Below are 22,289 nucleotides of genomic sequence, written 5' to 3'. Positions count from 1 at the left end.
AGCGGGGGACGTGGAGCGGGGGCGGGGGGCGTGGCGCCGGGTCGTACAACGTGCGGTCGCGGGCGGGACGGACAGCCGAGGTGCAGCCTACGGGCCGCGCGCACCCGTACGCTCGTGCCTCCACCGACTGAGGAGAGCGCCCGTGTGGCGTGAGGGGTACGTCGCTGGCGGCGACACCCGCTTCTTCGTGCGCGCCCTCGGGCACGGCGACGACCTGGCCCTGCTCCTCCACGGCTGGCCGGAGGACGGGTCCTCCTGGCGCCGCGTGGCGCCCCTGCTGGTCGATGCCGGCTACCGCGTCGTGGCCCCGGACCTGAAGGGTTTCGGAAGGTCCGAGGCACCGGCGACCGGCTACGACCCGCAGACGCTGGCCGACGAGATCAGCCAGCTGATCCGCAACCTCCACGTGCGCAAGGCCGTCCTGGTCGGGCACGACTGGGGCGGCGCCGTTGCGGTCGCGACCGCGTTCCGGCACCCCGGCCTCGTCCGAGCGTTGGTGACCGCCTCGTCGCCGTTCCGCCAGATCGATCTGCGCGCGGCGTGGCACATCCCGCTGCTGAACGTGCCGCTGGTACCGGACTTCGCGTTCAAGCTCGCGGCTCGTCCGCTGGTGGCCGCGAGCCTCCGGTCCGCGGCGGTCGTCCGCGAGCCGTTCACCGACGAGGTCATCGACACCTACGCCGCAGCCGTGTCGGCCAACCCGTCGGCGTGGCTGCGCTACTACCGCGGCATGTCACGACGAGCCGTGCTCGACCACACCGTGCGCCGTCTCCGGTCACGCGCCGCGTTCCTGCCCGATCCGGCGGGTGCCAACCGGATGCGGGTGCCGACCGCCGTGGTGTGGGGCGAGGAGGACCCCGCGACCCCGTTCCACCTGGCTCCACGGGTCGCGCACGACCTCGATGCCACATTGGTGCCCGTGCCCGGGGCGGGCCACTTCGTCCACGAGGAGCACCCGCTCGCGGTCGCACGTGCCATCGTCGACCTGGCCGGCCGCGGCCGCGGCGCACAGGTACCGCTGTCGGACACCTCCGCCGGCGGTGACGGCTGATGCGCATCGCCGTGTACCTCTTCGACGGTGCCGAGGAGCTCGACTGGGCCGGTCCGTACGAGATCCTCGGCGTCTGGCGACAGCTCGCTGAGCAGGCCGATGACGCGCCGACCGTCGACCTCGTCACCGTCGCCCGACAGGCCGGCCCCGTGACGTGCGCGAAGGGCCTCCGCGTGTTGCCCGACCGGACCTGGGAGGACCTTGGTCCGATCGACCTGCTGATCTACCCGGGCGGGGTCGGCACCCGGGCACACCTCGGGGACGAGTCCGTGCGTACGTGGCTGCGCGACCTGCGGGCCTCGGACACGCTGCTGGTCAGCGTCTGCACCGGCGCCCTGGTGTTCGCCGACGCGGGGCTGCTCGACGGGCGGCCCGCGACCACGCACTGGGGTTCCCTCGACCGCCTGGCCGAGCTCGGGCGTGACATCGAGGTCCGGCGCGAGGACCGGTTCGTGGACGATGGCGACATCGTCACCGCAGCAGGGGTCTCGGCGGGCATCGACGCCGCGCTGCACCTGGTCGCACGCCTGGATGGTGTCGACCGTGCCCGCGAGGTGCGGCGCTTCGTGCAGTACGACCCGGAGCCGCCGGTGTGACCGGGTCCTCCCCTCCGATGCCCGCCGGTGTCATCTTCGACTGCGATGGCACGCTCGCCGACACCGAGACGCTGTCCGCCCGAGCGTGGCGTGACGTGCTCGCACGACGTGGGATCGAGGTCACCGACGCCGACCACGCGGCGATCATCGGACACGCGTGGCCGCGAGGTTTCGACCACTTCTCGGCACGCGCCGACCTCGGGGACCAGGAGGTGTTCCGGTCCGAGCTCCGCGCGCACGCGGTGGCCATCTACGACGAGCACCTGCGGCTGTTCCCGGACGCCGCGGACACGCTGCGCGCCCTGTCCGGCGCTGGTGTCCCGGTCGCCGTCGCGTCGTCGTCGAGCCGTGCCCACGTGCTGCGCTGCCTGGAGCGAGGTCACCTCGGCGATCACGTGACCGCCGTGATCGGCGCCGACGACGTACGCGACCACAAGCCGCACCCCGAGCCCTACCTCGCCGCCGCGGCTGCGCTCGGCGTCCCCGCCACGCGCTGCACCGCGATCGAGGACACGCCCATCGGGCTGACCAGCGCCCGCGCCGCGGGGGCGTTCACGGTCGCCGTGGAGCGTGGCGTGGTCGACCCCGCGGGACTCACCGTCGCCGATCGCGTGGTGCGGACCCTGGACGTCTCGGTCCTGGTGCCGCCGCGCGACTGGGTGTCGCCCGCTGCCTGACCCGGAACGAGGAGCACGCGTGGATCCGAACGCCGAGTCCGACACGCACGAGGCGCGGGGCGTGATGAACCGCATCGTCACCTCGTGGGCCGGAGCCATCGCCGCCGCGATCCTGGTCCTCTTCGTGATCGCCTGGCTGATGACCTGATGCACGCGTCGACCTCCGGCGGGGCGGAGCGACGGTGGGTCGGGCCGGCGTCCGTCGTCGTGCTCGTCCTGCTCGTCGCGAGCACGGTCGCCGCGGTGCTGGTCAGCCAACGACAGCTGGACACGCGTCTGCGCTCGCTCGCCGAGACCGCTGCCGCGACCGTCCGTCAGGACGTGCAGCTCAACCTGCAGCGTGACGTCGCCGCCGTCGTCGGCCTCGCACGATCGCTGGACGATGTGACCACCGTCGACGCCGACCGGTGGACGGGAGCGGTCGACCAGGTGGCGCGGGCGGGGGTCTTCACCGACATCACCGCCGTGAACCTGCTGGTGGTCAGCGAGGCCGAGGACCTGGACGCCACGCTCGCGTCGCTGCCGGACAGCGTCCGCGAGGTGCTCGACCTCCGCCTCGGCGACGGGCCCCTGCACGCGGTGGGGACGGCCGTCTGGCCCGAGCCCGAGAACCAGGTGGTCCTCGGCTACGACGTCTTCCTCAACCCCCAGGCGGAACCCGCCGTTCGTGCCGCGATCCTGCGGACCACGGTGCAGGCCACGGCGCCGCTGCAGGTGGTGCAGGAGACCGAGGATCAGCGGGCGATCGTGGTCTACGTCCCCGTCGTGCCCGAGCCCGGTGGGCCCGCCACCGGGGCCATCTCGCTGGTGTTCCGGGCCGGCGCGCTGCTCGACGATGTGGTCGCGCGGCTGCCGCGGGGTGCGGCGGTCCGTTGGATCGACGGCTCGGTGGGCCTGGAAGGCGACGCGGCGCTCCTGGCCGACGCGGGAACCCCTGCGGAGGACGGGCAGGTCGCCGTCGAGGTGTTCAACGACCTCGGGCGGACCTTCCGCCTCGACGTGACGCTGCCGGCGACCGCACTCGGCACCGCCGAGCGACGGGTACCGCTCCTGGTCGGTGCGCTCGGCGCGGTGCTGTGCCTCGGCCTGGTGCTGACGTCGGTGGCCTGGCAACGCACCACGCGCCGGGCCGACCAGCTCGCAGCCCGGCGTACCGCCGCGCTCGCCACCACGACCGCCGAGCTCGAGGCCACCAACCGCGAGTTGCGCGAGCTGGATCGGCTCAAGGACCGCATGATCGGCACGGTGTCCCACGACCTGCGCTCGCCCCTGACCGTCATCCGGGGCGCGTCGCAGATGCTGCTCGAGCGGTCGCTGACCGACGCGCAGCGGCAGGAGCTGACGCGGCGGGTCCTGCGTCAGACCTCCCGCCTGCGGGGCCTCATCGACGAGCTGCTGGTCTCGGCCCAGGCGCGTGGCGGCGCCCTCCGGGCCGACCGTCGGCCGCTGGAACTGCGCCCGGTGATCGCCACCATCATCGACGACCTCGACATCGGCGAGTTCGTCGGCGAACCCGACGACGTCCCCGCGGTCATGGCCGATCAGATCCACGTCGAACGCGTCCTGCACAACCTCCTGGTGAACGCGGTCAACCACGGTGCACCGCCCATCGAGGTGTCGCTCGCGTGGCTCGCGCGCGAGAACGTCGTCGAGGTGTCCGTCCGGGATCACGGCGCCGGGGTACCCGTCGAGCTGCGTGAGGAGGTGTTCACCGACTTCGGGCGTGCCGGGGACGCCGGCCCCGGTTACGGGCTCGGTCTGGCGATCGCGACCGAGCTCGCACGCGTCAACGGTGGCACCCTCCGCTACCGAGACCCCGAGGGTCCCGGCGCGTGCTTCGTGCTGACCCTGCCCGTCGCCGCGACGTGAACGAGGTGGCCGTGCTCGATATCGGACCCGACCCAATCGACACCGGACTGCTGGTGCTCCGCATCCTGGTCGGGGTGGGACTGAGCCTCCACGGGTTCCAGAAGCTGTTCGGCTGGTTCGGTGGCGGTGGCCTCGACGGGACGGCGGGGTGGTTCCGGTCCCTCGGGTTCGGCGGTGGACGGCTCGCAGCGGTGGCGGCCGGCGTGTCGGAGGTCGGGGGCGGGCTCGGCCTCGCGGTCGGACTGCTCACACCGGTGGCCGCCAGCGCGGTCATCGGGACGATGACCGTGGCCGCCCTGGTCAACAACGCTGACAACGGGTTCTGGTCGGTCCGCAAGGGTTGGGAGCTCAACGGCTACCTGATCGCGGTCGCCGTGGCGCTGGCGATCGCCGGTCCCGGCGGGTACTCGCTGGATGCAGCGCTCGGGCTGGAGCTGTCCGGGCTGGTGCCCGGCCTGGTGGCGTTCGGCGTCGGGTTCGGTGCCGGCTGGCTGCGCTGGGTCACGCGCGCGACCGAGGCCACCTGACGCGAGATGCTCCCTGGCCGACGTGGGGTGGTCGGTCAGAGGGGGACGACGTCGTCGCCGTGCGCGCCGGTCGTGGCGAGGTGGCGCAGGTCCGGTGCGTGGGGCCACAGGCGCAGGCTGACGCTGTGGTGGCGGAGTTCGCTGGACGGTTCCATCCGGATCCAGGCGAGCGGTGCGTCCTCGGTCGCCGTGGTTGCCGCCTCCTCGACCGCCTCGTGGAACGCCGTCAGTTCCTCGGTCGGCAGGTACTCCTCGACGATCGAGTGGTAGAGGACCGTCGCGTGCCCCGGGGTGGGGGCGACGTGCTCGCGGACCCAGACCGACGTGGTCGCTCGGTCGACCACGGCGGGGATGCGTGCCGCCGTCCGGAGGGCGGCGCCGAGCCGCTCGAACCGGTGCGGCTGGTCGGCCCACACCGAAGCGGACAGCGCCAGCCGGCCGTCGGGGGTGGTCGGGTCGATCGGCAGCAGGTCGCACCCGCGACGGTCCACGACACGGAGCGGGGCATCGGCGTGGGGGAGTGGTCCACGCCAGCGCCCCGACAGGACCACCTCACCGTCCGGGTCACCCGTGACGAGGCCGCCGGGCAGTTCGTAGCGCCAGGCGTCCATGCGCAGGTTCAGGCCGGCGGCCGCCCCGACCTCGTGCAGCGCGAGCGGCAACCCCGTCGTCCCCGCCACCTCGAGCAGGCCGACGACGAGCCCGGCGGCACGGCCCACCTCGTTGGTCTGGCACGGCCGTTCGACGTCCCGGGCGAGATCCTCGCCGTGCTCGGCGACCGCCTCGAGGAAGTCGGCGCCGGCGGACACGAGGTCGGGCGACCCGCCGACGCTCGGGTAGTGCATCGCCAGACGGGGTGCGCGCCGGGTCAACACGAGCCGGTGGACCGCTGCCATCAGGCGCAGTCCGGCTGCGTCGCCGCGATCCGGTCGCGCCCGCGGGACGAGCAGGTCCGCGACCGGGCCGCCGCTGACCACGTCCTGCGCGGCGGTCATCAGCAGGTGGGCGTACAGCGGCGAGCCCATGACCTGACACCCGCGAGCTTGGGAGATCAGCTGCCAGGCGGTCAGGAGCTCGGGCTGCTCGACCGGTGGGGCGACCGCCGCGCCGCGGGTGCCGTCCGGGCCGGCCTCGATGTGGCCGACGACCTCCTGGGAGCTCGGGGTCCTGCCTCGCCCGTCGTTCGCGCCTCCAGCCACGGCGGCCTCCTGGTCCGCGGAGGACGCTACCCCGGCCGTGGCGCCCACCCCCCACGTTCTGGGGATGGTCGCGCCGTACGGCACGGCGTAGCTTCGTTCCCGTGGTAGCCCGCGAGAGCGCGGGGACGGCTCTGGGGGAGCCTGCGACCCGGCGACAGGGGCCCGGGTCCGTCCGGTGCTGCCCGGAGGAGGACGACCCATGCGAAGGACCGTGACGCTCGCCGTCGCCACGGCACTGACGGTGGTGGCCATGGCCGCCCCGTTGCAGGCCCAACCCCAAGCGCCGGATGCCGGGGCATCGCTCGCCGAGGTGCGACGAGCCACCGTGCAGTACCACGACGTCGAGCGTGCGATCGCCGACGGCTACGTCCTCACCGGGGGCTGCGTGCCCCACATGGGGTTCCACTACGTGCGAGGCGTCGCCGACGGCCAGGCGGATCTCGACCCGGTGGTCCCCGAGATCCTCGTGTACGCGCCGCGCGAGAACGGGTCGCTGCAGCTGGTGGCGGTCGAGTACGCGTCCTGGGAGCCGGCCGAGCTGTTCGGCCACGCCTTCGATCCGCCGCACGGTGGTCCACCGTTCCACACGCTGCACGCCTGGATCTGGCGCGGGAACCCGGACGGCGTGTTCGCTCCGATGAACCCCAACGTCAGCTGCGACTGAGGGACCCGGCACAGCGGAGGGGCGGCCCGCGGGCCGCCCCTCTCCTGCTGCAGCTGCATCAGATGTCGTAGTACTGACTGACTGACCCATGCTGACCTGCGCAAACGTCGGAGATTGAGTTCCATTTGTACCACGCGTGTAACGAGTGACCTTCCCTTCGCACCGAAGGTGCGGGGTTCGTTGTCTTCGGGGCAGGGCTGTACAGGGACCACTGGCCGGTGGGGGAGTGCTCCTTGGTCCCCTCCGCGATGGTCTCCTCAACGGTCAGGGTGCGGCGCACGAAGTCGATGCGGGATTTGCGGGCGACGAGCTCCCTCCGTCACAGGCCGGCCTCGATCAGCGTCTCGATCGTCAGCCGGGTGCTGGGCCGGGAGCCGAACCGCCGTGGACAGCGCAATCATCGCGGCATTGCTCGTTGGACGGCGTGAGCTAGTGCCGAGACGCTAGAACCTTCCGCAGTTGCTGGTTGACGGCTTCCCGTTGAACCGGTTCTCCAGCCAGAGAGCCGCGTTCAGTACGAAGGGTCGTCTACGACGAGGTCGTCCTCGCACTGCGCGGCGTCAGCCTCGACGTGCATGACGGCGAGGCCGTCGCGCTGCTGGGCGCGAACGGGGCGGGGAAGTCGACGCTCCTGAGGAGGACGGCTGTGTAGCGGCGCTGGATGGATGGCTGCTCGTTGTTGGCGCAGCGGCGGTGGCACGTCTCCTGCGTTAGCGGTCTCTTCCGATACATCCACGCGTGGAAGGGCATCGTTTGGTGCGAGCTCAGGTTGAGCTGCGCGAGGACGCACCGAGCACAAGGGCGGCGGCACGGTGAGCGATCATCATGGTCGGAGCGTTGGTGTTTCCTGACGGCAGCGTCGGCATCACGGAGGCGTCCACGACCCGCAGGCCTTCGATGCCGTGGACGCGTAGCTGGGGGTCGACGACGGCCATGTCGTCGACGCCCATGCGGCAACTCCCGACGCCGTGGGAGATGGTGTCTTCCGTGGTTGCCAGCCAGGCGGCGCCGTTGAGGCCGTTGTCGTCGAGGTAGGCGCCGGCAAGGCCGCGCATCGTGGGTGCCTCGATCAGCTGTTTGGCCAGCCCTGCGCCTTCGAGGAGCTTGCGTACGTCGCCGCTGTCGGACAGCCGGGCGTGGTCCAGAACAGGTCGACCGTTCCGCAGCTTGATGCGGCCTCGGCCTTCGGGGTGCATGAGCACCGTGTAGACGGTGAAAGCGTCTTTCCGTTCGAGTTGTGCGCGTCCCTTCACGGCGTCCAGGGTGTAACGCACGGGGCTGATCGCGATTTGGAAGTCGTCGGTGAACAGTTGCGCCTCGAAGGGCGTGGTGGTCAGGGCGCCGGACCCGCTGGCCACCAAGGAACCGACGGCTTTCGCAGCTCTGATCGGGCCCATGGTGTTGATGGTGGGGACCTTTGCGGCCCAGTGCTGAGTGACCACGAGGTGGTCCTGGAAGTTCTCTCCGACGCCGGGGAGGTCCAGGATCCGACCGCCCGGCCCGATCCCGGAGCGGAGCAACAGCGCCGGCGACCCGACCGCGCCGGCACTCAGGATGACTTCCTGACGGGCACGCACGATGCGGCCTTCGCACTCGACACCGACCGCGCGGCCCCCTTCCACCAAGATCCGGGAGACGGTATTCCGCGTGAGCACCTGGGGGCGCTGATGCGGGGGCAGGCCGCGCAGGAACCCTTTGGCCGACGAACAACGCAGGCCGCGGCGCTGGTTCACCTGCGTCCGTGCGACACCGAGCTGGTTGTGGCCGTTCGGGTCCGGGTTCAGGCTATGTCCGGCTTCCACCGCCGCCTGGATGAAGGCGTCGTCTAGCTCGTGGTGGTGGCCGCACCACGAGACGTCGATCGGACCCGTTCCGCCGCGGTATTCGTCGGCACCTCCGACCCAGCTCTCGATCGCCTTGAAGTGCGGGAGGACTTCGTCGTAGGACCAGCCCTCTGCGCCCGCAGCTGCCCATCCGTCGTAGTCGGAACGCCGACCACGCACGTAGACCATGGCGTTGATCGAGCCGCTCCCGCCGAGGATGCGCCCACTGGCGAACGCCCCCTCTTCACCGTTCTTGCTCGGGTCGGAAGCCATGGGGTATTTCCAGTTGGCTGTCGCATACAGACTCACGACGCCCAGCGGCAGGCTGACATCGGGGCGCCGGTCGGTCCCTCCGGCCTCCAGCAGGACGACGCTGGAACCACTCGAGGCCAGACGCGCCGCCATGATCGAGCCGGCGGAACCACCGCCGACCACGACGTAGTCGGCCACCTGTGTCTTCTTCATCGAGCCTCCTCGCCGATCGCATCGCGGAGTGCCGCGAGCATGCTGCTGGTGAACGCGGTCATCGTTGCCGCACGCTTCCTGAGCATCCGCTCCGTGGTACATCCGCGGCACGACCAAGACACCGCAGGCGACACCGGCAGAGCGCAGGGGTCCACCCGAGGAGTCGCCGCTCTCGCGCACGGTACGGTCGCAGGTTCTGGAGGGCTCACACCACGTTCACCTGGTCGAGGATCGCGGCCGCGTAGTCGGCATCGCCAAGGAGTTCGATGCTGCGGTCGCGCCACGGTGCGCGCCGGGTCGCCCACTCGGGGAACTCATCGGCTTGGCCGACGATGGTGGCCGCGGTGGCCTTGTCTGTTCGGGGCCGGACCCCGCTGGGCGCAATTGTCCATGTGCTGCCGCCGCGTCCGCGCAGCTCGAGGGTGAGGGGGGCAACGAGTCCAGCGACGCCTCCCGCCCGGATCTGGTTGCCCAGAACCGCGCTCATCCATTCGATCGATACCGCCAGCTGGGTGGGCTCGGGCGCTGGCAGTTCCCTCCCCACGGCTGGCGCGACGTCGAACCTGAGGTGGGTGTGGTGATCGAACACCAGGGCTCCGGTCAGGAGAAGTCCGGCGGGAAACCTGCCGAGCTCTGCCAACCGGACCGAGATGTGCTGAACCGGCGTGGCAATGACGACGCGGGCAAGGGTGGCTATTCGCCGGCTCCAGATCTCGTACTCTCGAAGAACCTGAGCCGGTGACCGAGTGCGACGGATATCGACGAAGTCATCGTTGGTGCGTTCGATGTCCGTGCCGCGAAGGATCGTGAGAGCCGCCGGGGTGAAGATCGCATGGCACCCGGAACCCACATGGGCAACCACGTCCTGGACGCTCCAGCCTTCTGCCTGGCTGGCTGCCTGCCACTGGTCCACCGTCAGGCTCCTGCAGAACGAGAGCAGCTCCTCCCGGGCGTGCACCAGGGCACTCACGCGCGTTCGTGGGTCCATCATGCGACGTCCATTCGGAGGATCGTGGCGCCGGCCTTGTCCCGGCCCGCGACGATGCGCATCGCCTGCGCGGCATCCTCGAGCTGGAAGCGGTTGGCGATGGCGGGGCGATATCTGCTGTCGACGGCCATCTGCTCCAGGGCGGTCCGGTTGGCTTCAGCCTCTGTGGCGCGGTATCGCTCGAAGTCGGCGATCTCGTATCCGAGGATCGCCGACCCCTTCAACAGCACGAGGTTCAACGGGACCTTGGGGACGGCTCCGGACGCAAATCCGACGACCACGAACCGGCCACCGAAGCCGGTCGCGCGCAACGCTTCTTCGGAGGCCGGTCCCCCCACCATGTCGAGCACGAGGTCGGCGCCGCCGTCGCACACGCGTTTCAGTTCGTCCTTGAGGTCGCCCTTGGTGTAGTCGATCGTCTCGTCGGCGCCCATCTCGACGCAAAGGCCCAGCTTGTCCGGCGAGGCACAGGCAACAACCCGCGCCCCCAGTGCCTTCGCGATCGCGATGGCTGCGGTTCCCACGGCGCCACTGGCGCCGAGAACGACGACGTCTTCATCAGGCTTGACCCGACCGACCGAGACGAGTGCGTCGTACGCGGTGCGAGCGCTGCTTCCCAGCGTGCAGGCGACCTCCGCAGCAATGTCGGCGGGCGTCTTCCGGACCGCACCCTCGGGGACAGCGACGAGTTCCGCGAAGGCGCCGAGTCTCGACATCCCGTGGACCCGATCTCCGACCGCGAATCCTGTGACATCTGGTCCCACCGCGGCGACCGTTCCTGCGAAGTCGCTCCCGGGGATGAAGGGCGGTGCAAACGGAATCTGGTAGCGGCCCGCGACCACGAGGGTATCCACGAAGTTCACTGATGCCGCCGCAACCGCGACAAGCACTTCGCCCGATCCTGGGGACGGATCGGGTACGTCCTCGATCGCGAGGGCGTCGAATCCGCCGGTCTGGTGGCACTGCAGTGCGCGCATTTCTCTTCCCGTTCCGTGGTGCGACTGGCTTGGCCATTGCAGGCTCCGAGGAGCCAGCGGGGAGGACCGACGCCATCAGCCGAGGCGGAGCCCGATCTGGCGGACGAGCGTGGCCACGTCGTAGCAGTCCTTGTGGTAGACGATCACCCCGTCATCGCGTGTTCGGCAGATCGCAGCGCCCGGTACGTCGAAAGGAGCGCCGGTGGGTTCGTACGTCTTGCCTCCCAACTGCAGGGGGCCGTCGGCGGTCCCGGACCAGCGCCACTCTGCTGCGAACGCTGCACTGTCGCTGATCAAGGAGGTGAACTCGATGTGGGAATCGCTGGAGAAGGCCAACATGTACCGGAAGAACCGCGCGAGCTCAGCGATGCCTCGGTAGGTCACCCCCATGGCGCCTTCGACGTAACGCACGTCGTCGGCGAAGTAGACGGCCAGGTAATCCTCGTTCCCCGACGACCACGCAGCTCCGAATGCCTCCAGGAACCCCGGAGCGCCAACGGTGACGGCGTTCGGGCTCTCGCTGCTCGACTTCATCAAGCATACTCCAAATCTAATATCAGATCCGATTCTCGGTTCAAGATATCACGGTTCTCGCTCGTTGCAGCCCAATGACGATGGCCCCGGGTTCGGGCAGGGGACGCATTGCCGCGCCGCGCTCGGCGACAGGTAGTCCTCGGCCGCGCAACCGCGGAGAACAGACGCGAGCCCAGTGCCGCCGTCTCGGCGAGATCGGCTTCGAAATGACGATGGCCCCGGGGGAGTGCCCCGGGGCCATCGGTGGATCGAATATGAGTAATTCGATCAGTTCACGACCTAAATGTCGTAATACAGCTCGAACTCGTGCGGGTGGGGGCGCAGCGCGACTGCGGCGACCTCGGAGTCCATCTTGTACTCGATCCAGGTCTCGATGAGGTCCTCGGTGAAGACCCCGCCCTCGAGCAGGAACTCGTGGTCGTCCTGCAGACCCTGGAGCGCTTCCTCGAGCGAGCGCGGCACCGACGGCAGGCCGAGCAGCTCCTCGGGCGGCAGGTCGTAGATGTCCTTGTCGACCGGGTCCGCCGGCTCGATCTTGTTCCGGACGCCGTCGAGCCCGGCCATCATCATCGCTGCGAACGCGAGGTAGGGGTTCGAAGACGGGTCCGGGACGCGGAACTCGATGCGCTTGGCCTTGGGCGAGTCCCCCGACATCGGGATGCGGACCGCGGCCGAGCGGTTGCGGGCCGAGTACACCAGGTTGACCGGCGCCTCGTAGCCCGGCACGAGCCGGCGGTAGGAGTTGGTGGTCGGGTTGGTGAAGGCCAGGATCGACTTGGCGTGCTCGAGCAGTCCACCGATGTACCAGCGTGCGGTGTCCGAGAGCTGGCCGTAGCCGGACTCGTCGAAGAACAGCGGCTCGCCGTCCTTCCACAGCGACTGGTGGGTGTGCATCCCCGAGCCGTTGTCACCGAAGATGGGCTTCGGCATGAACGTGACGGTCTTGCCGGCCGCCGCCGCGGTGTTCTTGACCACGTACTTGAAGGTCATCAGCTTGTCGGCGATCTTGGCGAGGGTGTCGAACTGGATGCCGATCTCACCCTGACCGCCCGAGCCCACCTCGTGGTGGTGCAGCTGGGTCTGGATGCCGAACGCCTCGAGGTTGTGGACCATCTCGGAGCGCAGGTCGGTGTAGTGGTCCATCGGCGGGACGGGGAAGTAGCCGCCCTTCTGACGCGGCTTGTAGCCCTTGTTGCCGCCCTCCTCGTCGCGGCCGGTGTTCCACGATCCCTCGATGGAGTCGACCTCGTAGAACGAGGTGTGGCCCTGCGAGTCGAAGCGCACCGAGTCGAGGATGAAGAACTCCGCCTCGGGGCCCATGTAGGAGGTGTCGGCGACGCCCGTGGAAGCGAGGTAGGCCTCGGCCTTGCGGGCGATGTTGCGCGGGTCACGCGAGTACGCCTCACCGGTGACCGGGTCGTGGATGTGGCAGTAGATCGCCAGGGTCTTGCGGGCGCGGAAGGTGTCCTCGAACGCCGTGGTGGGGTCGGGGATCAGGAGCATGTCCGACTCCTGGATGCCCTGGAACCCACGCACCGACGACCCGTCGAAGTAGACCCCGTTCTCGAAGGTGTCCGCGTTGACGTTCGTCACCGGGAACGTCGTGTGCTGGGTCACCCCCGGCAGGTCGATGAAGCGGAGGTCGAGGAACTCGTAGCCCTCGCTCTCGATGAGGTTCAGGACGTCCTGGGCGGTCTGCGGGGCGCTGGCCAACGTCGTGCTCCTTGATGGTGGCCGTCGGCGTGCCGTCCCCCAACGGGACGGGTCTCGACGGGTGGTGCGTGGCAGGTGGGCGAGGCGCCCGGTACCGAGCGCGGCCTGCTTCGCCGCGGCGTGCGGGCCGCGGTTGGGGCTCGGCGGTGCGCCTCGCCCGACCCGTGGACGCGTATCGCGTGCGCCCAGGTCGGTGTCAGCTGCCGTGCGGCACGCTAGGAAGGGTGCGTTGAGGTGTCGTGTCCCGATCGTTACGGGCGTGTTACGCCGCGACCCGGCCATCCGACCGGACCGGATGGCGGGACCACGTCCCGTTGACCCTAGCCTCGGGCCGGACGAGGAGGCATGCCCGTGGGACCCCTGACCGCAGCTTCGACCTGGCTCGCGCAGACCTGGCTCGCCCAGCTCACCACCGACGTCGGTGAGGGCGATGACGCCCCGGGCGATCCCGGGACCGTCGATGGTGACATCGATGTCCTGGAACTCCCGGGCCAGGGGGCGGCCCGGAGCGTCAGCGAACAGGTCGCCGAGGCGATGCCGAACGACCTGCTGGCATCGGTGGTCAAGGCCACCCTGGTCCCGGCGCTGCAGATCCTGCTGATCCTGGTGCTCGCCTCCCTGGTGCTGACCTTCGCGCGTCGTGTCATCGCTCGGACGGTGGCCCACGCCAAGGACCCTGACGCGACGCAAGGTCCGCTGCGTCGCCGTCGGCCTGCGGACGAGGGACCGTCCTACGCCATCCGCCGTGCCCAGCGGGCGGACGCGCTCGGTGCTCTGCTGACCAGCGTCGTGACCGTCGTGGTCTGGGTGCTGGCCGGGTTCCTGGTGCTGGCCGAGGTCGGCGTGAACCTCGCGCCGCTGGTGGCCGGCGCCGGCGTGGTCGGGTTGGCCGTGGGTTTCGGTGCCCAGGACCTGGTCAAGGACTTCCTCTCCGGGGTCTTCATGCTGGCCGAGGACCAGTTCGGGGTGGGCGACATCGTCGATGTCGGCGAGGCAGCAGGCGTCGTCGAGGGCGTGACGCTGCGGACCACCAAGATCCGCGACGTCGAGGGCACGCTGTGGCACGTGCCCAACGGCGAGATCCGCCGGGTCGGCAACTCGAGCCAGCAGTGGGCGCGCTCGCTGCTGGACATCGGGGTCGCGTACGGCACCGACATCGACACGGCCATCGAGGTCATCGAGGCGGTCGCCGGCGCGATGGCCGAAGAGGACGGCTACCGCGACCAGTTCCTCGACGCTCCCGACGTCTGGGGGGTCCAGTCGCTCGGGGCGGACTCGGTCGACATCCGCCTGGTGATCAAGACCGAACCAGGGGCCCAGTGGGCGATCTCACGCGAGCTGCGGCGACGCCTGAAGGCCGCCTTCGACGCCGTCGGCATCGAGATCCCCTTCCCGCAGCGCACCATGTGGGTCCGCGACGAGACCGATCGCCAGGAGCCGGCGCCCCTGGACGCGGCCGCGATCGAGCGGGCCGTCGCGAGCGCCCGGACCGGGGACCGCGGCGCCGAGCGGGTCCTCGCGCAGGACGAGAACGCTGTGGCCGTGGATGTCGAGGAGGAGCTCGCCGAGGACGTCGGCGCCAGCCCGGCCGCTGACGTGCCGCGTTGACGACGGCGGCGGCCACCTGCGGGGCGGCAGTGACGTACCCGACACGTCGGTCGCTCGTTCTCCTGGTCGACGACCGAGGAGAACCACCGTGCGTACGCGCCTGATGGCCACCGCCCTGCTCGCCGCTCTGTCGCTCGGCGCGGCGCCCACCTCCGTTGGAGCGGGCGCCAGCGCCGCGGCTGGTGCACGTCCCGGCGGGGGACCCTGCACGAGCGGCCACCAGCAGGCGCGCAGCTTCACCATCGACGTCGACGGCGAGCCCGCCGACGGCATCGTGGCGCTCCCGCGTCGGGCACCGCGCGGCATCGTCGTGTTCGCGCACGGCTACGGCCACACCTCGGCATCCTGGCGCCACCACGCCGAGCGAACCGCCGAGGAGCACGGGGTGATCGCGCTGGCGATGGACTACCGCGGCACCGAGATCATCCCCCCTGCCGAACGGGGCGACCTGCCGAGCTCGCGTGGGTGGCAGGTGAGCGAGGGCGCGGAGGACTCGATCGCGGCGGCGAGGTGGTTCGAGCGCCGCTGCCGCACCGTGGAGCAGATCGTCGTCTACGGCGTGAGCATGGGGGGCAACACCTCCGGCCTGGCTGCAGCAGCCGGTGCAACCCGCCACGACGGCACGCCCCTGTTCGACCACTGGGTGGCCATCGAGCCGGCCGTGAACGTGATCGAGATCTACCAGGGGGCGCGGATCCTGGCCGCGTCCGGCAACGAGTTCGCCGCCAACGCCGCCGAGGACATCGAACGGCAGATGGGCGGGACCTTCGAGGAGGTCCCGGACGCTTACCTCGAACGCACCGTGGTCGCCCGGGCCGCCGACATCGCAGCCTCCGGCATCCGGGGGGTCGTGCTCGTCCACGGGATCGACGACGGTCTGGTGCCCACCAACCAGAGCCGCGAGATGCAGGCGGCGATGCGTGCCGTCGGCGTCCCGACCGAGCTGTACACCGTCGTCACCCGCGGTCCGGACTCGGAGGCCGGCAGCACCATGACGGGAGCGATCCTCGGGGCGACCGGCGCCTACGAGTCGCCGTTCGCCGGGCACGCCAGCGAGACCAGCACCACCCACACCGTCGGCGTCACGGGCTTCGCGGTCCTGGACCGGCTGCTGCGGGGCGAGGAGGTCGGCTGCGGCGAGCACGTCGTCGACGGGCTGACGGGTATCGAGGCCAGCGTCCCCGGCCCCTGCTGAGTCGGACCGTTCGCGGACCTGGCCGGTCACGGGGCGAGGGGAGCGGTTGGGGGGCCCACGGAGGCGGGCCCCCGCTGCGGCCCTAGCTGGGTCTGCGGGCTCTCTCGCGTGGAGGGCCCTGCCACGAGGCTACGGATCGACGGACCGCAGCCTGCGGTCGTCATCCCGATCGAACTCGGCGGAGCGAACGTGCGTCCAGGCGGCCACCACGCAGGATCCCACCGTGAGGCCGGCGCCGCCGCGGCCGAGTACGTCGCGGGGATCGCGCTCGTCGCGCTCCTGATCGGCACGCTCGGGACCGCGACCGACATCGGCACCGCCGCCTTCGAGTCCGTCCGCGCCGGGTTCTGTCGCATCGTGCTGGCGGTGGATGCCTCGATGCCGTGCGATCCCACACCAGGCGGTGGAACGGATCCCCACGACGACTTCCGGCCCGATCGTTGCGACGTGTTCACCGTCGACCACGACGGCGAGGTCCGCCTCGACGTGCTGTTCTTCGACGTCTCGAGCGGCCTGACGTTCTCACGGACGGAACGCTCCGACGGCAACACCGAGTTCGCCGTCGTGGACCGCAGCGGTGCCGGGATCGCCGCGGAGGCGCCGGGACTCGAGGTGGAGCTCGGCCCGCTGCTCGAGCTGGACGTCGGCGCGGAGGCGCGGCTCGGGCTCACCCTGCAGGACGGGCAGTCGTGGGTCGTGCCCACGGCAGACGCCGACGACTTCCAGAACGACCTGATCAAGCGCACCGCGGTCGACCAGACCGTCGGTCGAGTGCCGCTCGTCGGTGGGTGGGCCGCTGACCAGGTGGGCGGCTGGATAACGGACGTCCCGGACCCGAACGTGCGCTTCGTGGCCGCCGGTGCCGAGGCCGACCTGAGCGCGTCGGCGACGCTCTCGGCCGCCGGGCTCGACATCGCGGGAGCCGAGGCCGGGGCCGGAGCGATGGTGGAGCTCGGGGTCGAGATCGACCGGTCGGGCCCCGAGTCGGAGTGGACGGACACCACCTACCTGCTGGCCGAGCTGAACGCCAACGGCAAGATCGGGGTGCTGCCCGCCTCCGTCGAGGGCGACATCGGAGTCTCGACCGTCGTCAAGGTCGAGCGTTCCCCCGACGGCGAACTGCGCGCCATCGAGTTGGTCAACACCACCACCGGCGACCTGAGCGTCAACCTCGGCTTCGACCAGGACCTCGACACGCTGCTGGTCGGGGCGAGCTCGAGCGATCACCTCGTGGAGTCCACCCGGGTCGAGCTGAACGACGCGGCCGATCGTGACATCGGCCAGCGGTGGCTGCGCACGATCGGACAGGACGGCGGGGACTTCGTCGAGCTCGCCGACCGGGCCGGGATCACCACCGTGACCCGTCACCAGGGTGATCGCATCGACCTCGCTGCTGGCGGGAAGATCTCCTTCGTCGCCAAGGCCGGCCTGCGCGGTGAGGGGTCACGGACCGAGTCGCGCGTCATCGATGCCGCCTTCCGTGGAGCCCCCGACGCGTCGGGCCACCGACCCCTGATCGAGTTCACCGACTGCCTCGCCGCTGCCGGGTGATCCTCGGTAGCGTCGCCGCCCCTGCCACCCGAGGAGCCAGCTCGTGTCTGTCCGACCCCGCACCTTGCTCGCGGGCCTGACCCTGCTCGGGGTCCTCGCCAGCTCGTGCACGTCGTCATCCGGTGCCGCCGAGGCGCCGGATGGCTACCAGGAGGTCGCGCACCCGGCTGTCCGCCTCGCGGTCCCCGACACCTGGCAGGCCAGCGACCCGGGCGGCGCATCCGACCGTGATGACGCCGCCGTGGCGTACGCGGTGCCGACCGCTGGAGGTGCCCAGTTCGGTGTGACCGTCTGGCGATCGCCCGGGGACGGGCCGAACGCCGCCGAGGACCTGCTCGTCCAGCTGACCTCGCCGCTCACGAACGCGGAGGGCTTCGAGCAGCTCGAACGCGATGACGACCTCGACCTGCCGGGCAGCGACGAGGCGGCGCTCCGACGCGTCGCGTTCGTCGCGCCGTCGCTCGAGGCGCCCGTCCGTGCCACGCTCATCACCGCTGCGGCCGACGACGGGGTGGTCGTGATCGAGCTCGTCGGGACCGAGGAACAGATCGATGACGAGACCCTCGCGGCGATCGTCGCGACCATCGAGGTGGCCGGTGGCTGATCGGCGACCGATCGCCGTGACGGTCCTGCTCGCCCTCGGGCTCTGGTTCGTGGTCTACACCGCCGTGAGTCTCGTGCTCGGGACGCTGGCGGGTCCGCTCGTCGCCGGCGACATCGATGCTCGTGCCGACGCCGCGGTGATCGTGCTCACCGTGGCGGCCATGACCGTGGCGTCCGCGGCAGCCATCCGCTGGCCGCGGCCGGTGGGGAGGGAGCGGTGGCTGTTGCTCGCGTGGCCTGCGGCGCTCGCCCTCGTGGCGCTGCTCGGGTCGCCCCCGGGGACCTCGGCGTGGCCGGCGACGGTCGGCAGCCTCGTCGCTGTCGGGATCACCGCAGCCCTGGTCCGTACCGCCCTGGCCCGACGCGTGGGATGAGGAGGGCTGCGAGCGGACTCGCCGCTAGCTGCTGTGCCCGCGGCGGTCGCGACGCAGGGGATGATCGGTGGGGACCTCCACCAGGACCAAGGGCAGGCCGTCCGGGTCGTGGACGACCGCCTCGATCAGGCCCCACGCCTTCTGTTCCGGCAGGTCGGTGACGACCACGTCGGCGAGGCTGAGCTGGGCGACGGCCGCATCCACGTCCGGGACCTGCAGCCACAGCCGGACACCGGTGGGTAGCGGCGCGCCCGGGTCGGGCCCGCCGCCCTCGTGGAGTTCGAGCTCGGTCCCGCCGCCGAGGAACAGCACGATGCCTCGGTGGGGAGCCGAACCGAACTCGCGGGAGCGGTGCAGGCCGAGTCCACCCTCGTAGAAGGCCAGCGAGACCTCGAGGTCCCGAGGTCGCAGCAGGACGCGGCTCCGTAGGACCTCCACGGGTCAGGCGTCGGCGGGGAGGGGGCCACCGCCGGGCTGACCGGGGGAGGGCGCCCACGCCTTGGCGTCGATGGCCTGCTGCCCGGCGTGGTAGCTCGAGCGGACCATCGGGCCCGACTCGACGTGGGCGAACCCGAGCTCCTGCTCGCCGTAGGTGCGGAACGAGGTGAACACCTCGGGTGTCACGTACCGGTCGAGGTGCAGGTGCTGGGCCGACGGTTGCAGGTACTGGCCGATGGTCAGGTTGTCGACGCCGGCGGCCCGCAGGTCACGCATGCACTCGCGGATCTCCTCGTCGGTCTCGCCCATCCCCGCGATGAGGTTGGACTTGATCGCGGTGGTCCTGGGGAACCGGCGGCGCGCCTCGGCGAGGAACTGCAGGCCCCGGTCGTAGTCGAACGAGGGTCGCACGACGGGGAACAGCCGGCGCGTGGTCTCGAGGTTGAAGGCGAACACGTCGGGTTCCGCCTCGACGACCTGGTCGAGCGCCGCCGAGCCCTTCGCGGGGTCCTGGCCGTAGCCGAAGTCCGACGGCAGCACCTCGATCCCGACGTCGGGGGTGCGGGTGCGGATCTGGCGGATGGTCTCGGCCACCAGCCACGCGCCGCCGTCCTCGAGATCGTCGCGGGCGACCATCGTCACCACCGCGAACCGCAGGCCCAGCTTCTCGACCGCGTCGGCGACCCGTCGGGGTTCGTCGGTGTCGTAGCCGTCGGGCTTGCCGGTCTTGATCTGGCAGAACCCGCAGCGGCGGGTGCAGTCCTCACCACCGATCAGGAACGTGGCCTCGCGCTGCTCCCAGCACTCGTAGATGTTGGGACACCGCGCCTGGGCACAGACGGTGTTGAGCTCGAGGCCCTCCATCAGCGAGGTGACGTCCTTGAAGTTGTCCCCGAAGGACGCCTTCACCTTGAGCCAGTCGGGCTTGCGGCCCTCGTGGAGCGAGGTGTCGACGGTCTTGCGCACCACACCGGCGCGCTGCACGCGCTCGCGGGGTAGGACGGACAGGGTGCGCGCGCCGGCCGGGATCACCGGCTGTGGCGCGGGCGGGATGGGAGCCAACGGGTCGTCTCGAGGGTCGCGGACGGCGTCGCACGAGCGTAGCCACCGGCGTCCGGTCCCACCGGCGGGGACGTACCGTCACCTCCCCCGTCAGGAGCCTTCGATGCGACACGCCGACCTCAGGCCACCCGGACGTCCGGCGTGGTGACGTCCGTCGGTGCGGGCAGCCCTCGGCGTGCGATGCTCGTCGGGACCGCGGCGACGGTCGTGGCCTCCCTGCCCGTGTTCTTCACCGCCGCGATGGCCGTGCCACTACGCGCCGAGCTGGGGTTCGGTACCGTCGGCATCGGTGCGGCGGTGGGGGTGTTCTTCGGCACCATGGCGGTGTCCTCGCTGTACCTCGGGCGGGTGGCCGACCGTCTCGGGGCGACCGTCTCGCTGCGCATCGCCACGCTCGGCGTCGCTGCGGCGGCGCTCGGGATCGCAGCCCTGTCGCGCGACTGGCTGTCGCTCACGGCGGGCCTCGTGGTCGCAGGTCTCGCGGCAGCGCTCGCGCAGCCGGCGGCGAACCGTCTGCTGATCAACCGGGTCCGGGGTGCCCGCCTCGGGACGGCGTTCGGGTTCAAGCAGTCGGCGCCGCCCACGGCGTCGATGCTCGCCGGGCTGGCCGTCCCCGCCATCTCCCTGACGGTGGGGTGCGCTGGGCGTTCGCGCTCGCGGGGGCCGCCGCCCTGATGGTCGCCGTCGCGATCGGTCCGCGTCCACCGAACGCGCCGAGGAGGATCCCTCGCGCCGATCGCGTCAAGCCGGACGCGTTGCCGCACCGCGCGACGCTGGTGGTCCTGCTCGGCAGCGGTGCCATCGGCATCGCCCTGCTCGCGGTGGGGCGACCGGCCACCGTCGTCCTCGGCGCGGTGGTGGCGCTCGCGGGCACGTGGGGGTTCCCGGGGGTCTTCTGGTACGCGCTCGTCACCGCCTACCCCGCCACACCCGGACGTATCACCGGCACGATGGCGCCCGCCGCCCTCGGGGGCGTGGTCGGGCCCATCGGGTTCGGTGCGGTCGCGACGGCGGTGAGCTACTCCGTCGCCTGGAGCATGGCCAGCGCGGTCGCCCTGCTCGCGGCGGCGGCCATGCTCGTCGGCGCACGCCGCCTGGCGCTCACGGGCGTGCCGAGTCCGTGAGCGCCCTGCCAGCGTCGTCGCTCAGCAGGGAGGCAGGAGGGGCCTGAACCCGCCGGTGGTCGGGTTCGTCCACGCACAGCCGAGGGTCGCGGACGGCGTCGCACGGGCGTAACCACCGCGATCGACCATCACCGCGGCCCTGCAGGCCCGACGGCGCACGGGCCGGGCCGGCCACCACCGGCTCGGCGGACCGAGCGGTGGTGGCCGCGGACCGGTCAGCGATCGGCGTAGATCGCCTCGGCCATCTGCGCGACCTTGTCGTCGGACAGGTGACGTGCGACGTCGGCTTCGCTGATCATCCCGACCAGCCGACCGTCGTCGATCACCGGGAGCCGCTTGATGCGGTTCCTCGTCATCAGCGCCAGCACCTGGTCCTCGGTCGCATCGGCCGAGATCCACACCAGCGTCCCTTGCGCCATCTCGCCGGCCGTCATGGTGGCGGGGTCGCGACCCTCCGCGCAGCACCGCAGCACGATGTCCCGGTCGGTGATGATCCCGTGGAGCTTGTCGTCGTCGCCGCAGATCGGCATGCACCCCACATCGAGGTCACGCATCCGCACGGCGACGTCCTGCATCGAGGCGTGCTCACCGACACACTCCGCTCCGTCGTGCATCATGTCACGCGCGAGCATCCGTCCTCCTTCGTCGCGGACACCACCGATCGTCCGCGCAGGCTCGGTCGTGTCAAGCGTCGGGCGGACACCGAGGCCGATGGGAACGATCAGCCCGGTGGGATCTCGGTCAGCCGGTCGCTTCTCGCCGTCCGTGCAGGCGTTCCCGACGACGCGGCGTCTATCAACGTCTCAGCAGCCCGGCGGGCATGGCAGGCCGCGTCGGGGGAACCCTCGATCGGGCGGTGGTCTGCGCGCCTTCGGCCAGGATGGCGAGCTGCGGTCCGAGCGAGACGTCGACGCCCGCGTCGGCTACCAGCGCGGTCAGTTGGTCCTGGAAAGACCGTTTGTGCTCGCGTGCGTACGCCGCCACCTCCGGCGAGTTCGGGCCCAGATCGCCGAAGGCGTTGATGAAGCCGCTGCGCGCCGAGCTGGGGTTCGGCCCGTCGGCATCGGTGCGGCGGTGGGGGTGTTCTTCGGCACCATGGCGGTGTCCTCGCTGTACCTCGGGCGGGTGGCCGACCGTCTCGGGGCGACCGTCTCGCTGCGCATCGCCACGCTCGGCGTCGCTGCGGCGGCGCTCGGGATCGCAGCCCTGTCGCGCGACTGGCTGTCGCTCACGGCGGGCCTCGTGTCGTGG

The 22,289-nt window shown here is 71.0% G+C and carries 23 protein-coding genes and 1 pseudogene; 15 read left to right on the top strand and 9 right to left on the bottom strand.

Annotated elements, in window-relative coordinates:
• Positions 1-142: 142 nt before the first annotated feature.
• From NITAL_RS19615 to NITAL_RS19595, 6 genes are read left to right on the top strand one after another with little or no spacing between them, the layout of a single operon-like run.
• A complete protein-coding gene (locus NITAL_RS19615) occupies positions 143-1,051 on the top strand; it encodes an alpha/beta fold hydrolase (protein ID WP_052667876.1) in 909 nt (302 codons plus the stop codon).
• Positions 1,051-1,647, top strand: a complete 597-nt coding sequence (locus NITAL_RS19610) for a DJ-1/PfpI family protein (protein WP_052667875.1) — start codon at positions 1,051-1,053, stop codon at positions 1,645-1,647. Before NITAL_RS19615 ends, NITAL_RS19610 begins: the two co-directional genes overlap by 1 nt.
• Positions 1,644-2,324, top strand: coding sequence for an HAD family hydrolase (locus NITAL_RS19605; protein ID WP_052667874.1), 681 nt, complete (start codon positions 1,644-1,646; stop codon positions 2,322-2,324). Before NITAL_RS19610 ends, NITAL_RS19605 begins: the two co-directional genes overlap by 4 nt.
• Before the next feature lie 19 nt (positions 2,325-2,343).
• On the top strand, positions 2,344-2,472 hold the full coding sequence (locus tag NITAL_RS29265; RefSeq protein ID WP_281175555.1) for a hypothetical protein: 129 nt from the start codon (positions 2,344-2,346) through the stop codon (positions 2,470-2,472).
• Positions 2,472-4,193, top strand: coding sequence for a sensor histidine kinase (locus NITAL_RS19600; protein ID WP_052667872.1), 1,722 nt, complete (start codon positions 2,472-2,474; stop codon positions 4,191-4,193). Before NITAL_RS29265 ends, NITAL_RS19600 begins: the two co-directional genes overlap by 1 nt.
• The gene (locus NITAL_RS19595) at positions 4,190-4,720 is read left to right on the top strand and encodes a DoxX family protein (protein ID WP_211262531.1); all 531 of its coding nucleotides are present in this window, start codon (positions 4,190-4,192) and stop codon (positions 4,718-4,720) included. Before NITAL_RS19600 ends, NITAL_RS19595 begins: the two co-directional genes overlap by 4 nt.
• A 35-nt stretch (positions 4,721-4,755) precedes the next feature.
• Here the strand turns inward: NITAL_RS19595 and NITAL_RS19590 are convergent, their stop codons facing one another.
• Positions 4,756-5,919, bottom strand: a complete 1,164-nt coding sequence (locus NITAL_RS19590; RefSeq protein WP_052667870.1) for a DUF2332 domain-containing protein — start codon at positions 5,917-5,919, stop codon at positions 4,756-4,758.
• Between the two features lie 199 nt (positions 5,920-6,118).
• Between NITAL_RS19590 and NITAL_RS19585 the strand changes: the two genes are divergently transcribed.
• Together NITAL_RS19585 and NITAL_RS29450 are read left to right on the top strand one after the other, a co-directional pair.
• Positions 6,119-6,583, top strand: coding sequence for a hypothetical protein (locus NITAL_RS19585; protein WP_169786903.1), 465 nt, complete (start codon positions 6,119-6,121; stop codon positions 6,581-6,583).
• Between the two features lie 490 nt (positions 6,584-7,073).
• Positions 7,074-7,220: pseudogene (locus NITAL_RS29450) on the top strand (ATP-binding cassette domain-containing protein); the annotation flags it as partial.
• Positions 7,221-7,347: 127 nt separating this feature from the next.
• Here the strand turns inward: NITAL_RS29450 and NITAL_RS19580 are convergent.
• The 5 genes from NITAL_RS19580 to glnA all read right to left on the bottom strand — a co-directional run bounded on the left by NITAL_RS19580 (position 7,348) and on the right by glnA (position 13,083).
• Positions 7,348-8,871, bottom strand: coding sequence for a GMC family oxidoreductase (locus NITAL_RS19580; protein WP_052667867.1), 1,524 nt, complete (start codon positions 8,869-8,871; stop codon positions 7,348-7,350).
• Positions 8,872-9,076: 205 nt separating this feature from the next.
• Complete coding sequence (locus NITAL_RS19575) at positions 9,077-9,841, bottom strand: maleylpyruvate isomerase family mycothiol-dependent enzyme (protein ID WP_052667864.1); 765 nt, start codon at positions 9,839-9,841, stop codon at positions 9,077-9,079.
• A 17-nt stretch (positions 9,842-9,858) separates the two neighbouring features.
• Entirely contained in the window at positions 9,859-10,836 is a 978-nt protein-coding gene (locus NITAL_RS19570) for an NADPH:quinone oxidoreductase family protein (protein ID WP_083441798.1), read from the bottom strand.
• A gap of 75 nt (positions 10,837-10,911) precedes the next feature.
• Entirely contained in the window at positions 10,912-11,370 is a 459-nt protein-coding gene (locus NITAL_RS19565) for an ester cyclase (protein ID WP_052667861.1), read from the bottom strand.
• 279 nt (positions 11,371-11,649) lie between these two features.
• Positions 11,650-13,083: a type I glutamate--ammonia ligase gene (glnA, locus tag NITAL_RS19560; protein WP_052667859.1), complete on the bottom strand. Its 1,434-nt coding sequence runs from the start codon at positions 13,081-13,083 to the stop codon at positions 11,650-11,652.
• 351 nt (positions 13,084-13,434) lie between these two features.
• Here glnA and NITAL_RS19555 point away from each other — a divergent pair, with 351 nt between their 5' ends.
• The 5 genes from NITAL_RS19555 (at position 13,435) to NITAL_RS19535 (ending at position 18,414) form a co-directional block, all read left to right on the top strand.
• Positions 13,435-14,691, top strand: coding sequence for a mechanosensitive ion channel family protein (locus NITAL_RS19555; RefSeq protein ID WP_052667858.1), 1,257 nt, complete (start codon positions 13,435-13,437; stop codon positions 14,689-14,691).
• A gap of 88 nt (positions 14,692-14,779) precedes the next feature.
• The gene (locus NITAL_RS19550) at positions 14,780-15,886 is read left to right on the top strand and encodes an alpha/beta hydrolase family protein (RefSeq protein ID WP_052667856.1); all 1,107 of its coding nucleotides are present in this window, start codon (positions 14,780-14,782) and stop codon (positions 15,884-15,886) included.
• A gap of 189 nt (positions 15,887-16,075) precedes the next feature.
• Positions 16,076-17,437 carry a hypothetical protein gene (locus tag NITAL_RS19545; protein ID WP_052667855.1) on the top strand — a complete coding sequence of 454 codons (1,362 nt, stop codon included), beginning with the start codon at positions 16,076-16,078 and terminating at the stop codon, positions 17,435-17,437.
• Positions 17,438-17,480: 43 nt separating this feature from the next.
• Positions 17,481-18,041, top strand: coding sequence for a hypothetical protein (locus NITAL_RS19540; protein ID WP_052667853.1), 561 nt, complete (start codon positions 17,481-17,483; stop codon positions 18,039-18,041).
• Complete coding sequence (locus NITAL_RS19535) at positions 18,034-18,414, top strand: hypothetical protein (protein ID WP_052667851.1); 381 nt, start codon at positions 18,034-18,036, stop codon at positions 18,412-18,414. Before NITAL_RS19540 ends, NITAL_RS19535 begins: the two co-directional genes overlap by 8 nt.
• A gap of 24 nt (positions 18,415-18,438) precedes the next feature.
• Here NITAL_RS19535 and NITAL_RS19530 read toward each other — a convergent pair whose 3' ends face one another.
• Entirely contained in the window at positions 18,439-18,852 is a 414-nt protein-coding gene (locus tag NITAL_RS19530; protein WP_052667850.1) for a VOC family protein, read from the bottom strand.
• 3 nt (positions 18,853-18,855) lie between these two features.
• Entirely contained in the window at positions 18,856-19,914 is a 1,059-nt protein-coding gene (lipA, locus tag NITAL_RS19525; RefSeq protein ID WP_211262530.1) for a lipoyl synthase, read from the bottom strand.
• 141 nt (positions 19,915-20,055) lie between these two features.
• Here lipA and NITAL_RS19520 point away from each other — a divergent pair, with 141 nt between their 5' ends.
• Positions 20,056-20,589 carry an MFS transporter gene (locus tag NITAL_RS19520; RefSeq protein ID WP_052667848.1) on the top strand — a complete coding sequence of 178 codons (534 nt, stop codon included), beginning with the start codon at positions 20,056-20,058 and terminating at the stop codon, positions 20,587-20,589.
• Positions 20,550-21,038: a hypothetical protein gene (locus tag NITAL_RS19515; RefSeq protein WP_052667847.1), complete on the top strand. Its 489-nt coding sequence runs from the start codon at positions 20,550-20,552 to the stop codon at positions 21,036-21,038. Before NITAL_RS19520 ends, NITAL_RS19515 begins: the two co-directional genes overlap by 40 nt.
• A gap of 215 nt (positions 21,039-21,253) precedes the next feature.
• Here NITAL_RS19515 and NITAL_RS19510 read toward each other — a convergent pair whose 3' ends face one another.
• Positions 21,254-21,670 (bottom strand): CBS domain-containing protein, encoded by a 417-nt coding sequence (locus NITAL_RS19510; protein WP_052667845.1) that lies wholly within the window; start codon positions 21,668-21,670, stop codon positions 21,254-21,256.
• Between the last annotated feature and the right edge of the window lie 619 nt (positions 21,671-22,289).

The sequence above is a fragment of the Nitriliruptor alkaliphilus DSM 45188 genome (genome assembly GCF_000969705.1).
Lineage (GTDB): Bacteria > Actinomycetota > Nitriliruptoria > Nitriliruptorales > Nitriliruptoraceae > Nitriliruptor > Nitriliruptor alkaliphilus.
The sequence above is the reverse complement of the archived record's forward strand: the minus strand, read 5'-3'. Positions and strand labels throughout refer to the sequence as shown.